The 12476-nt window shown below is 73.1% G+C and carries 13 protein-coding genes; 6 read left to right on the forward strand and 7 right to left on the reverse strand.

All coding sequences use genetic code 11. The features are described from left to right. The 5 genes from AB0K05_RS25445 to AB0K05_RS25465 all read right to left on the reverse strand — a co-directional run bounded on the left by AB0K05_RS25445 (position 1) and on the right by AB0K05_RS25465 (position 4945). A complete protein-coding gene (locus AB0K05_RS25445) occupies positions 1–312 on the reverse strand; it encodes an L-rhamnose mutarotase (protein ID WP_148030755.1) in 312 nt (103 codons plus the stop codon). A 74-nt stretch (positions 313–386) separates the two neighbouring features. Further along, the gene (gene rhaS / locus AB0K05_RS25450; protein WP_364232226.1) at positions 387–1457 is read right to left on the reverse strand and encodes a rhamnose ABC transporter substrate-binding protein; all 1071 of its coding nucleotides are present in this window, start codon (positions 1455–1457) and stop codon (positions 387–389) included. Further along, positions 1454–2428: an ABC transporter permease gene (locus AB0K05_RS25455; RefSeq protein ID WP_148030753.1), complete on the reverse strand. Its 975-nt coding sequence runs from the start codon at positions 2426–2428 to the stop codon at positions 1454–1456. The genes rhaS and AB0K05_RS25455 overlap by 4 nt, the downstream gene beginning before the upstream one ends. Next, positions 2421–3452 carry an ABC transporter permease gene (locus AB0K05_RS25460; RefSeq protein ID WP_271279358.1) on the reverse strand — a complete coding sequence of 344 codons (1032 nt, stop codon included), beginning with the start codon at positions 3450–3452 and terminating at the stop codon, positions 2421–2423. The genes AB0K05_RS25455 and AB0K05_RS25460 overlap by 8 nt, the downstream gene beginning before the upstream one ends. Further along, positions 3449–4945, reverse strand: coding sequence for a sugar ABC transporter ATP-binding protein (locus AB0K05_RS25465; RefSeq protein WP_271279359.1), 1497 nt, complete (start codon positions 4943–4945; stop codon positions 3449–3451). Before AB0K05_RS25465 ends, AB0K05_RS25460 begins: the two co-directional genes overlap by 4 nt. Before the next feature lie 168 nt (positions 4946–5113). On the opposite strand from AB0K05_RS25465, the gene AB0K05_RS25470 reads away from it, so the two are divergent. The 6 genes from AB0K05_RS25470 (at position 5114) to AB0K05_RS25495 (ending at position 10363) form a co-directional block, all read left to right on the forward strand. Next, entirely contained in the window at positions 5114–6412 is a 1299-nt protein-coding gene (locus AB0K05_RS25470; RefSeq protein WP_364232640.1) for a rhamnulokinase family protein, read from the forward strand. Continuing rightward, positions 6409–7455: a substrate-binding domain-containing protein gene (locus AB0K05_RS25475; RefSeq protein WP_364232231.1), complete on the forward strand. Its 1047-nt coding sequence runs from the start codon at positions 6409–6411 to the stop codon at positions 7453–7455. The genes AB0K05_RS25470 and AB0K05_RS25475 overlap by 4 nt, the downstream gene beginning before the upstream one ends. A gap of 32 nt (positions 7456–7487) precedes the next feature. Further along, entirely contained in the window at positions 7488–8057 is a 570-nt protein-coding gene (locus tag AB0K05_RS25480; RefSeq protein ID WP_364232233.1) for a hypothetical protein, read from the forward strand. A gap of 35 nt (positions 8058–8092) precedes the next feature. Next, a complete protein-coding gene (locus AB0K05_RS25485) occupies positions 8093–8698 on the forward strand; it encodes a cyclodeaminase/cyclohydrolase family protein (protein WP_364232235.1) in 606 nt (201 codons plus the stop codon). A 78-nt stretch (positions 8699–8776) separates the two neighbouring features. Further along, positions 8777–9604: a bifunctional 5,10-methylenetetrahydrofolate dehydrogenase/5,10-methenyltetrahydrofolate cyclohydrolase gene (locus AB0K05_RS25490; protein ID WP_271279362.1), complete on the forward strand. Its 828-nt coding sequence runs from the start codon at positions 8777–8779 to the stop codon at positions 9602–9604. A gap of 81 nt (positions 9605–9685) precedes the next feature. Further along, positions 9686–10363, forward strand: a complete 678-nt coding sequence (locus tag AB0K05_RS25495; protein WP_364232237.1) for a type 1 glutamine amidotransferase — start codon at positions 9686–9688, stop codon at positions 10361–10363. A gap of 7 nt (positions 10364–10370) precedes the next feature. On the opposite strand, the gene AB0K05_RS25500 is transcribed toward AB0K05_RS25495, so the two are convergent. Both AB0K05_RS25500 and AB0K05_RS25505 read right to left on the reverse strand, forming a co-directional pair. Then, the gene (locus AB0K05_RS25500) at positions 10371–11111 is read right to left on the reverse strand and encodes a sulfite exporter TauE/SafE family protein (RefSeq protein WP_261808462.1); all 741 of its coding nucleotides are present in this window, start codon (positions 11109–11111) and stop codon (positions 10371–10373) included. 57 nt (positions 11112–11168) lie between these two features. After that, on the reverse strand, positions 11169–12467 hold the full coding sequence (locus AB0K05_RS25505; RefSeq protein ID WP_271279365.1) for an NAD(P)/FAD-dependent oxidoreductase: 1299 nt from the start codon (positions 12465–12467) through the stop codon (positions 11169–11171). Positions 12468–12476 lie beyond the last annotated feature (9 nt).

Raw genomic sequence — 12476 nt, forward strand, 5'->3', positions numbered from 1 at the left:
TCAATCCAGATGGAAGACTTCTCCGAGCAGGACCCGGCCCTGGTCGGCCCGGCCCGACTCGAAGAACGGCGCCATGTCGGTCTCCCACCGGGTGCTCACCCCGGTGGCCGCCATCGCCCGCTGCGCCGCCTCGAAGTCGTCGGTCTCCAGGTAGCCGACGAGCAGGCCGTCGTCGCTCAGGAAGAGCGAGTAGTTGCGCCATCCGGCCCCGCGCAGCGCGTCGAGCATCTCCGGCCACACGTGCCGGTGCCGCTCGCGGTACTCGTCGAGCCGGTCCGGCCGGACCTTCAGCAGGAAGCACACCCGCTCCACAGATCTCTCCTTCCCGCGCACGCGCGCCCCGGGCCGGTCCCGGGACGCGCGCACTGTGTGTCGATTCGTGAGGGTCAGAAGTCGAAGTCGTCGATGTTGGACGCCTCGAAGGTGAACGGCGGGCCGAGGATGACCTCGCCCTTCGCGCCGATGGTCCGCTCGCCGAGCTTGCCCGCCTTGAACGTCTCGCCCTCGGCGCCGGTGATCTGGCCGGACACCAGCGCGGCTGCCGCGTAGGAGGCCAGGTAGCCGAGGTCCTTCGGGTTCCACAGGGCGAACTTCTCGACGGTGCCGTCCTTGACGAACTGGCGCATCTGGTTCGGCGTGCCGAGGCCGGTGAGCACGACCTCGCCCTTGTACTTGGAGCCGGAGATGTAGCGGGCCGCCGCCGCGACGCCGACGGTGGTGGGCGAGATGATGCCCTTCAGGTCGGGGTAGGCCTGCAGCAGGCCCTGCGTCTCGGTGAACGACTTCTGGTCGTCGTCGTCCCCGTAGGCGACCTTGACCAGCTCCATGTCCTTGTACTCGGCCTTGGTCAGCTCGTCCTTCATGAACTCGATCCAGGTGTTCTGGTTCGTGGCGTTGGCCGTGGCCGACAGGATCGCGATCTCGCCCTTGTGGCCGATCATCCCGGCGAGCAGCTGGACCTGGCTGCGGCCGACCTCCTCGGAGCTGGCCTGGTTGATGAACAGGTCACGGCACTCGGGCGCGGCGTCCGAGTCGTACGAGACGATCTTGATGCCCTTGTCCCTCGCCTGCTGGAGCGGGCCGCACACGGCGTTGGGGTCGTTGGCCGAGATGAGGATGGCGTCGTGGCCCTGCTGCGTGAGCGTGTTGATGTAGGAGATCTGCGAGGACGCGGACGCGTCGGACGGGCCGACCTCCTTGGCCTCGCCCTGGAACTCCCCGGCGGCCTCGGCCCCCGCCTCGGCGACGATCGTCATGTAGGGGTTGTTGATCTGCTTGGGCAGGAAGGCCAGCTTCAGGCCCTGCTTGATCGGCGCGTCCGGGTCGGCGGCGGCCGCCGCGGACGAGGCGGGCGGCTGCGCGGGCGCGGACGTGACGCTCGACTTGGTGGTGCCGCCGCAGGCCGCGACGCCGAGGGCGAGCACTGCCGTGAGTGCGGCGAGGCGCATCGGTCTCATGGGGTTCCTTTCAGTGCCGACGTGCCGGATCTGACCGGTCTGAGCAGGGAGATGAGACGGGGGGTGAGCACCGAGACGATGAGCAGGAGACCGGTGACGATCGACTGGATCTCGGTCGAGACGTCGTTGAGCATGAGCAGGTTGCGCAGCAGCCCGATGAGCAGCACGCCGGCGATGACGCCGCCGAGCGTGCCCTTGCCGCCGTCGAAGTCGACGCCGCCCAGCAGCACGGCCGCGATCACCGCCAGCTCGATGCCGAGCCCGTTGTCGGCGCGCGCGGACCCGTACCGCAGGGTGAAGACGACCCCGGCGAAGGCGGCGACCGTGCCGGAGAACACGAACAGCAGCAGCTTGATCCGCTTGACCCGGATGCCGCTGAAGAACGCGGCCTGCTCCTGCGCGCCGATCGCGAACAGCGCCCGGCCGAAGCCGGTGGCGTGCAGCACCACCGCGACGACCACGGCCAGCAGGACGAACAGCGCGACCGGGTACGGGACGAACGTGCCGGGCACGTCGTCGACGGCCAGCGCCGTGTACTGGGGCGGGAACTGGGCCACCGCCTTGTCGCCGAGCACCACGTACGCCAGCCCCCGGTAGAGGGCGAGGGTGCCGATCGTGACGGCCAGCGACGGCAGCCCGAGCCGGGTGACGAGCAGCCCGTTGACCAGCCCGCAGAGCGCGCCGGTGAGCACCACGAGCGGGATGATGGTCTCGATCGCCATGCCGCCGTCCCACAGCGCGCCGACCAGCGCGCTCGACAGGCCCAGCACGGACGCGACCGACAGGTCGACCTCGGCGGCCACCACGAGCATGGTCATGGCGAGCGCGATGAGCGCGATCTCGCCGAGGTCGCCGAGCGCGAACGACAGGTTGCCCGCGGTGGCGAACGAGGGCGAGCCGAGGGCGCCGCCCGCGAACACCGCGACCAGCAGCAGCCCGATGATCACGTCCCAGCGGAGCACTCTAGCCATGGCGGCTCCTCCTTCTGAGCAGCCGGGCGACCCGCAGGGCCAGCACCCGGTCGACGCTGATGGCGATCAGGAGCAGCGCGCCGGTGATGGCCTGCTGCCAGAACGGGTTGACCCGGAGCACGACCAGGGCGCCGCCGATCACGGTGAGCAGCAGCGCGCCGAGCGCCGCCCCGTACACGCTCCCCACGCCGCCGGTGATGGCCACGCCGCCGACCACGACCGCGCTGATCACCAGCAGTTCCCAGCCGTTGGCGGAGTCGGCGACGACGGTGCCGAAGCGGGCCAGCCAGAGCACCCCGGCGAGCCCGGCCAGGCAGCCGCTGACCAGGTAGGCGGCCAGGACGCGGCGGCGGACCGGGACGCCGGCCAGCCGGGCGGCCTCCGGGCTGGACCCGATCGCGTAGAACTCCCGCCCGCTCGGGTAGGCCCGCAGGTAGTAGCCGATCGCGAACATGATCACCACGGTGATGAGCGGCAGGTACGGCACGCCGAGCACGGCCCCGTTGCCCAGCGACAGCAGCGCGGGCGGCAGGTTGACCGCGTTGATCTGGCGACCGGCCGCGACGTAGTGGCACACGCCCTGGAAGACGTAGAGCGTGCCGAGCGTCACGACCAGGGCCGGCACCCGGCAGAAGCTGACCAGCAGCCCGTTGAGCAGGCCGCAGGCGGCGCCGATGGCGATGCCGAGCACGACGCCCGGCACGACCCCCCAGCCGCTCGCGAGCGCGTCGCCCACCACGAACGCGACCAGCCCGACCACGGAGCCGACGGACAGGTCGAGGTTGCGGGTGATGACCACCATCGACTGGCCGACGGCCAGCAGCGCCAGGATCGCGGTGTTGAGCAGGATGTCCTCGACGCCCTGCCCGGACAGGAAGTTCGGGTTGACGGCGGCGGTGCCGCCGACGAGCGCGGCCAGCGCGAGGACCAGGCTCAGCTCGCGGGCCCTGAACACCAGGTCGACCAGGTTGCGGGCGCTGCGGTCGCGGGCCGCGGGTTCGGGCCGGGTGGTGGTGGCGGTCACGCGGCCCTCCCGGTGGCGGCGGACATGACGCTCTCCTCGGTGGCCTCGGCGCGCGGGATCTCGGCGGTGATCCGGCCCTCGTGCATGACCAGCACCCGGTCGGCCATGCCGAGCACCTCCGGCAGGTCGGAGGAGATCATCAGCACCGCGATGCCCTGCCCGGCCAGCTCCGACAGCAGCCGGTGCACCTCGGCCTTGGTGCCGACGTCGATGCCGCGGGTGGGCTCGTCGACGATGAGCACCGACGGGCCGGTGGCCAGCCACTTGGCGAGCACGACCTTCTGCTGGTTGCCGCCGGACAGCACGCCGACGCCGTCGCCGAGACCGGCGAACTTCAGCCGGAGCCGGACCGCCCAGTCCCTGGCCCGGTCGCGTTCGGCGGCGCGGGAGATGGTGAGGCCGCGGCGCAGCGAGCGCAGCCCGGTCAGGCCGATGTTGCGCTCGATGGACAGCTCCATGACCAGGCCCTGCTGCCGCCGGTCCTCCGGCACCAGGGCGAGCCCGGCGGCCATGGCGGCGGTCGGGCTGGCGGCGGGCAGCGGCCGGCCGTCCACGTGCACGGCTCCGGCATCCCACCGGTCGATGCCGAAGACCGCCCTGGCCACCTCGCTGCGGCCGGCCCCGACCAGGCCGGCGAGCGCGACGATCTCGCCGCGCCGCACCTCGAACGAGACGTCGGTGAAGACGCCCTCCCTGGTCAGCCGCTCGACCCGGAGCGCCACCGCACCCGCCTCGGTGTCCTGCTTGGGGTAGAGGGCGCCGAGCTCGCGGCCGACCATCCGGCGGATGAGGTCGTCGTGGGTGAGCCCGCCGACGGGCTCGCTGGCGATCCAGGCGCCGTCGCGCAGGGTCGTGACCCGCTGGCAGAGGGAGAAGATCTCGTCCAGCCGGTGCGAGATGAACAGGACGGCGCACCCCTGCCCGCGCAGCGCCTCCACGACCGAGAACAGCCGGGCGACCTCGTTGCCCGACAGCGCGGCCGTCGGCTCGTCCATGATCAGGACCCGGGCGTCCCTGGAGATGGCCTTGGCGATCTCGACGAGCTGCTGGTCGGCGATGGACAGGCCGCGGGCCGGCTGTTCGGGGTCGACGGTGACGCCGAGCCGGGCGAACAGCTCAGCGGACCGGGCCCGCATGGCGCGGCGGTCGATGCGGCGCAGCGAGGTGCGGGGCTGGCGGCCCATGAAGATGTTCTCGGCCACGGACAGGTCGGGGAAGAGCGTCGGCTCCTGGTAGATGACGGCCACACCGGCCCGCTGGGCGTCGGCCGGGTTGTGGAAGACGACGGGCTCGCCGTTCAGCAGCACCTGGCCGCTGTCCGGGCGGTGGACCCCGGCGAGCGTCTTGACGAGGGTGGACTTGCCGGCGCCGTTCTCCCCCGCGAGCGCGTGCGCCTCCCCTGCGAACAGTTCCAGCGACACCTCGCGCAGGGCCCGCACGGCGCCGAACGACTTGCTGACGTTGGCGAGCGCGAGGGCGGGGGGACCACTCATGCGTCCTCCGGACGACAAACGTTTTAACTGGATGTTTCCGGAATCTAGGTGCTGCACCCGTGGCCGTCAATGCCTTCAGCCGATGTCTGGCGCAGATGGAGTTGCTACGTTTTAATCAAGGTCGTGCGATTCACAGCTGTTGATCTGGGCGCCTCCAGCGGGCGGGTGATGAGCGCCGGCGTGTCCGGCGGACGGATCGAGCTGGAGGAGGTGCACCGGTTCCCCAACCGGCCCGTACGGGTGGGGGGAACCCTGCACTGGGACATCCTCTCCCTCTACCAGGGGGTGCTCGACGGGCTGCGCGAGGCCGGCCCCGCCGAGTCCGTCGGGGTCGACTCGTGGGCGGTGGACTACGGGCTGCTCGACGGCGACGGCAGGCTGATCGGCAACCCGGTGCACTACCGCGACGCGCGCACCGCCCGCTTCACCGAGCGGGTGGACCCGTACGAGGTGACGGGGATGCAGTTCCTGCCCTTCAACACCGTCAACCAGCTGCTCTGCGAGCCGCTCGACCGGGCCGAGACCATGCTGCTGATCCCGGACCTGCTCGGCTACTGGCTGACCGGGACCATCGGGGCCGAGCGGACCAACGCCTCCACCACCGCCCTGTACGACGTGAGCGGGCGGGAGTGGGCCTGGGAGCTGATCGACAAGCTGGGGCTGCCCAGGCGGATTTTCCCGGACTTCCTGGAAAGCGCTTCCCCACTGCGGGAGGACGTGGCGGAAGAGGTCGGCTACCGCACGGACGTGGTCAAGGTCGCCTCCCACGACACCGCCTCGGCCGTGGTGGCCGTGCCCGCCGGGACCGACCGCTTCGCCTACGTCTCCTGCGGCACCTGGTCGCTGGTCGGCGTCGAGCTGCCCGCGCCCGTGCTCACCGAGGAGAGCCGCCTGGCCAATTTCACCAACGAGGCCGGGATCGACGGCACCACCCGCTACCTGCGCAACGTCATGGGCCTGTGGATCCTCCAGGAGTGCCTGCGCGCCTGGGGCGGCCCGCCCCTGGAGCCGCTGCTGGCCGAGGCGGAGACCGCGCGCACGGACACGGTCGTCGACCCGGACGATCCGTCGTTCCTGCCGCCGGGCGACATGCCGGCCAGGATCGCCGCCTACTGCGCCCGCACGGGGCAGCCGGCGCCGGAGGGGCGCGCGCAGGTCGTACGATGCATCCTGCAGAGCCTCGCCCTCGCCTACCAGCGGGCGATCGCCGACGCCGTCCGGCTCAGCGGCCGGCCGGTCGAGGTCGTCCACCTGGTGGGCGGCGGGTCGCTGAACACGCTGCTGTGCCGGCTCACCGCCGACGCGACCGGGCTGCCGGTCGTGGCCGGTCCCGTCGAGGCGGCCGCGCTCGGCAACGCGCTGGTGCAGGCTCGCGCGCGCGGCCTGGTCGGCGGCCTGGCCGAGATGCGGGAGCTGGTCCGGCGCAGCGCGGGCGTGCGCACCTACGAACCACGGGAACGCGGATGAGTATCGACGGTTGGGACGAGGCGCCGGCCGGGGCAACCCGGCCGAGCCCGTCCATCAAGGATGTCGCGGCCCTGGCGGGGGTGTCGCCCGGCACCGTCTCCAACGTGCTCAACCGGCCCGAGAAGGTCGCCGGGGCCACCCGCGACCGGGTGGAGAGCGCGATCAGGGAGCTGGGCTTCGTCCGCCACGGCTCGGCGTCCACGCTGCGCGCCGGCCACAGCCGCACCATCGGCCTGTCCGTGATCGACATCGGCAACCCGTTCTTCACCGACGTGGCCGCCGGGGTCGAGGACCTGGCCAGCGAGCGCGGCTACGCCGTCATCCTGGGCAACTCCTCGGGCAGCCGGGTCAAGGAGGAGCGCAACCTGCTCGTCTTCGCCGAGCAGCGGGTGCGCGGGGTGCTCATCACCCCTTCCGACCAGGACCCGATCCGGCTCGACCGGCTGCGCGAGCGCGGCATCAGCGTGGTGCTCGTCGACCACCCGGCCGAGCGGCCCGACCAGTGCGCGGTCGCGGTCAACGACGTGACGGGCGGGGCGATGGCCGTTGAGCACCTGCTGGCGGGCGGCGCCGACCGGGTCGCCTACGTCACCGGGCCGGCCGCCATGCGCCAGTGCCAGGACCGGCGGCGCGGCGCCGAGCGGGCGCTGGCCGCCGCCGGGCGCGACCCGCGCGACCTGCGCGAGGTGGCCATGCCGGCGATGACCGCCGCCGCCGGGCAGCAGGCCGCCGAAAAGCTGCTGGCCCAGGACGTGCTGCCGGACGCGCTGTTCTGCGCCAACGACCTGCTGGCGCTGGGCGTGCTGCGCGGGCTGCTGCAGGCGGGGGTGCGGGTGCCGGAGGAGGTGTCGCTCATCGGGTACGACGACATCGACTTCGCCTCGGCCTCCACCGTGTCGCTCAGCTCGATCAGGCAGCCGACCTACCAGCTCGGGCGGGCGGCCACCGAGCTGCTGCTCGACGAGTGCGACAACCCCGACACGCACGCCCACCAGAAGATCATGTTCCAGCCCGACCTCGTCGTGCGGGAATCGACGCGGTAGCTTGGGGGGCCAACCGAACAACGGGGAATGTCATGACCAACGGTGTTCGTCACGTGCTCGGGTTCGTCGCCGGCCTGTTCCTCCTGTCGTTGATTCTGGTCGGCCTGCTGTACGGCACGGGCGAGATCACCCTCTCCGCCCAGCGGTTCTTCGCCGTCTCCTGGGCGGCGATCGGGGTGCTGGTGGTCACCGCGATCGGGCTGGCGTTCCTGGTGGGGTCGCGGCTGTCCCCCGTCGCGTCGCTGCTGGGCGGGCTGCAGTACACGGTGCTGGGCCTGCTGCCGATCCTGGAGCTGGGCGGTACGCGCCTGCTGCCGACGAACTGGCTGCCGCTGCCCCTGGCCAGGGGCTACATGAACGCCGGCTACCTGGGGTTCCTGCTGCTTCTCGGCGTGCTGCTGCTGGCGGCGTCGGCGTTCCCGTCGCGGTGGCGCGGCCGGCCCAGGACGGACGGCCAGCCCGCGCCCTACTACGCCCCCGGTCCGCATGCCTACTCCGGTCCCGCCGGTCCTTCCGGCCCGCCGCCCGCCGCCGAGCGCGACCCGTACGCCGGTGAGCCGTGGCGCGGGGACGACGCCACCCGCCCGATGCGCCGCGACTGACCGGCCGGGGGCACAGGGCTGGCAGAATGCCTGGCATGCGTGACACCACCATCGCCGCCTTCCTGTCCGAGCTCGCCGGCAAGGTGCCCGCGCCGGGCGGGGGCGCCACCGCGGCCCTGCACGCGGCGCAGGCCGCGGCGCTGCTGGGCATGGTGGCCCGCTACTCCACCGGCGAGAAGTACGCCGAGCACGCGGCGGTCGTCTACGCCGTGATCGGCGAGACCGACGAGCTGCGGGCGCGGGCGCTGGACCTGGCGGAGGCCGACGCGGCGGCGTTCACCGCGGTGACCGACGCCTACCGGCTGCCCAAGGGCGAGGAGCGCAGCCTCTCCATCGCCCGCGCGCTGGCCGGCGCGGCCGAGCCGCCCGCGCGGGTGGCCGAGACGGCGTACCGGCTGGTGGAGCTCTGCGAGGCGCTGCTGCCGATCGGCAACCGCAACCTGCTCACCGACGTCGCGGCGGCGGCCGAGGCGGCGCGTGCCGCGCTGACCACGGCCCGGGTGAACGTCGAGGTCAACCTGGGCGGCATCACCGACGAGGGCACCCGCGGCGCGCTGCTGTCGCGCCTGGCCGAGGTCGACTCCGCCGCCGCCCGCGCCGAGCGGGTGACGGCCGAGGTACGCACCGGTCTGAAGACGTGAGCGACCCCTTCGCGCCGTAGGACTGGCGCAGGGAAACGGACGGGAGTTGAGGACACTGGCGGGCGAGAGGGCGGGCGCGTGAGGAAGCTGACCGGCAAGGAGCTGGCGCAGGCGATCAGGGCGCAGACGGCCGCCGAGGTGGCGGCCGGGCCGCAGCCGCGGCTGGCCGTGGTGGTGGCGACCGACGACGAGGCGAGCCTGTGGTACGTGCGCTCGATCGCCAAGGCGGCGGCCGGGGTGGGCATCGCGGCCGACATCGTGGACCTCGGCCCCGCCGCGAGCCCCGGGCAGATCCGCGAGAGCCTCGTCAGGCTCAGCGGGGACGGCGGCGTGCACGGCCTGATGCTGCAGACGCCGCTGCCGCCGGGCGCCTCGGCGCAGGAGCTGGCCGGGGCCATCGACCCGCGCAAGGACGTCGACGGCGCCAACCCGCTCTCGCTGGGCAGGCTGGCCGCCGGGCTGCCCGCGTTCGCGCCCGCCACGGCGGCGGCGGTGATGGCGCTGCTCGACCATTACGGCGTCGAGCTGAAGGGCAGGCGCGCGGTGGTGGTGGGCCGCTCCACGGTGGTCGGCAAGCCGCTGGCCCACCTGCTGCTCGACCGGCACGCCACGGTGACGGTGTGCCATTCGCGCACCCGCGACCTGGCCTCCGTCACCGCCACCGCCGACGTGCTGGTCGCGGCCGTGGGCCGGGCGGGGCTGATCGGCGCCGATCACGTGGCCCCTGGCGCGGTCGTCATCGACGTCGGCACCAACCCCACCGACGACGGCGGCCTGGCCGGCGACGTCGACTTCGAGCCGGTGTCGGCCAGGGCCGGGGCCCTCACCCCGGTGCCGGGCGGCGTGGGGCCGGTGACCACGGCGCTGCTGCTGCGCCACACCGCGAGGGCGGCGAACCTTCCGTGAGCCGTCATTCCGGCGGCTTCGGGCTCGGCCGGGCCGGGGACGTGGACGAACTGATGCTCGGCTCGATGGCGGAGGCCCGCGATGCGTGACGTCCTGGTGGTGCAGAACAGCCGGAGCGGCGGCCCGGGCCGGTGGGGCGGCTGGCTGGAGGAGGCGGGGCTGCGGCTGGACGTGGTGCACGCCTACGACGACGAGCCGGTGCCCGACCGGCTGCGGCACGACGCCATGATCATGCTGGGCGGCGGCTACCTGCCGGGCGACGACGACCGGGCGCCGTGGCTGGCGCCGACCCGCAAGCTGGTGGCCGAGGCGCTGGCGGCGGAGGTGCCGCTGTTCGGCATCTGCCTGGGCGGGCAGATGATCGCCGAGGTGGCGGGCGGCGAGGTGACCGCCGACGCGGGCGCCCCCGAGAACGGCAGCCTGCCGGTCACCATCCGGCCGGAGGCCGCCGATGACCCGCTCTTCCACGACCTGCCCGGCGTGGTGCCGGCCATCGAGCACCACGTCGACGCCATCACCGCGCTGCCGCCCGGCGCGGTGTGGCTGGCGGAGACCGCGCGCTGCCCGTACCAGGCGTTCCGGGTGGGCGGCCGGGCGTGGGGGGTGCAGTTCCACCCGGAGGTGCCGCCGGCCCGGATCAGGGAGTGGCGGGCCGACGGGTTCGACCCGGACGAGGTGTACGCGCGGGCGGTGGCGGACGAGCCGGTCTCCGCGCCGATCTGGCGGGAGGTGGCCCACCGCTTCGCCGGGCTCGTCTGAACGGCGGTCAGCTCGTGTACGCGTCGTAGCCGAGCTTCACCGCGACCGCCAGGCCGCAGGCGGCGGCGAGGTAGCGGAGGCTCTGGCCGGGGAGGCGCCGGGCGATCTTGGGGCCGAACCAGCCGCCGAGCAGGAACCCCAGGGCCAGCGGGACCGCCGCGCCCCAGTCGACCGGCCCGAACACCGCGAAGCCGGTGGCGGCGACCGCGTTGGCCATCCCGGACAGCACGTTCTTCAGCGCGTTCAGCTTGGCCGGGCTGCCCTCCAGCATCGACGACAGGACCGCCAGCATGAGGATGCCGCCCGCCGCCCCGAAGTAGCCGACGTAGATCGCGACGGCGAACAGCGCGCAGCGCATGAGCGGCCCGTGCTCGCTGTCGAGCTCTCCCCGGGGCGGGCGGATCAGCAGCAGCGAGGCCAGGCCGATCAGCCAGGGGGCGATCTGCTCGAACGTCTCGGACGGGGTGACCAGCAGCAGGAAGGCGCCCGTCGCGCCGCCGAGCATGGTCAGCCAGCCCAGCCTGAGCACCCGCGGCCCCTGCCCGGCCAGCTCGGGCCGCGAGCCGAAGGCCGCGCCGAGGCCGGTGAACAGCAGCGCGACCGTGTTGGTGACGTTGGCGGTGAGCGGCGGCAGCCCGAACGCGAGCAGCGCCGGATAGGACACGATCGAGGCGAGGCTCACCACGGTGCTGACCACGCCGGCGAACGCGCCGACGGCGAGCAGGCCGAGCACCTCTCCCACGATCACCCGGACATGCTAGGCGGCGTCCGTCCCCTCGCGGTGGCCGGGGCTGTCAGGATCGCCTCATCTGCGGCGCGCCGTACGGGTGAGTCCGGCCGCCAGGAGGGCGGCGGCCAGTCCGGTGGCGGCGGCCCAGCGGCGCTGGCGGGTGACGCGCCGCTCCACCTCGGAGTACGGGGTGGTGGAGAACGACACCAGCTCGTAGCGGGACGCGTACCGGCCGGGCAGCGCCCGCTCCAGCGCGTGCTCCAGCCGCTTGCCGGCCAGGAACAGGCGGGACCCGACCTTGTCGCGCATCTCCACGAAGTTGTCCAGCGCCAGCCTGGCGATCACGTCGGTGTCGGCCTTGCGCCGCTCGAACAGCTCCAGCGCCGCGGCGAAGTCGTCGCCTGTCTCGTCGAGGCACCGGTCGAGCTCGACGCAGTCCTCGAAGCCGCAGTTGGCGCCCTGGCCGTAGAAGGGGACGATGGCGTGCGCGGCGTCGCCGATCAGCCCCGCCGTCACCTCGCCGGTGGTCACGTGCCAGGGGCTGCAGCGCATGGTGACGAGGTGGCCGACGGGGTTGGCCTGGTAGTGCTCGACCAGGCCGGGCATCAGCTCGAACGCGTCCGGATACTCAGCGGCGAAGCGCGCCCTGATCCGTTGCGGGGTGTCGAGGGCGGCCAGGTCGTCGTGCGGCCAGAACAGGGTGCAGGTGAACGACCGGTCGGGGTTCGGCAGGGCGATCATCATGGCGCGGCCGCGCGGCCAGATGTGCAGCGCCCCCGGCTCCATGGCGTACGCGCCGTCCCTGGGCGGGATGGTCAGCTCCTTATAGCCGTAGTCGAGGTACTCCTGCCTGAAGTCGACGCCCGGCAGGGCCTGCAACCGGGCCCGGACCGCGCTGTGGGCGCCGTCGGCGCCGATCACCACCCGCGCGCGGGCGGTGGCGCCCGAGCCGAACTCCAGCCTGCCGGTCCGCTCGTCCAGCCCGGTCAGCCGGTGCTCGAACAGCACTTTGACCCCCGGCATGGCGGTGGCCGCGTCCAGCAGGATCCTGTTGAGCTCGGCGCGGCCGATGGAGTTGATCGCGTGCCCGCGGTCGGCGCTGTAGGGCTGGAAGGTGAGCTCGCCGTCGAGGGCGTGCATCATCCGGCCCGGCATCGGGATCGCGGCTCCGAGCACCTCCCGGTCCAGGCCCAGCCGGCGCAGCGCGTCGACGCCCCGCTCGGAGATCGCCAGGTTGATGGACCTGCCGCCGCCGGCCCCGGCCCTTCTCGGATCCGGGCGTCGCTCGTACAGGGTGACCTCGTGTCCGCGGCGGGCGAGGAAGCAGGCGAGCAGGCACCCGACGAGCCCCGCGCCGACGATCGTGACCTCCATCACTCCTTC

Source organism: Nonomuraea sp. NPDC049486 (assembly GCF_040676925.1).
GTDB lineage: Bacteria > Actinomycetota > Actinomycetes > Streptosporangiales > Streptosporangiaceae > Nonomuraea > Nonomuraea ferruginea.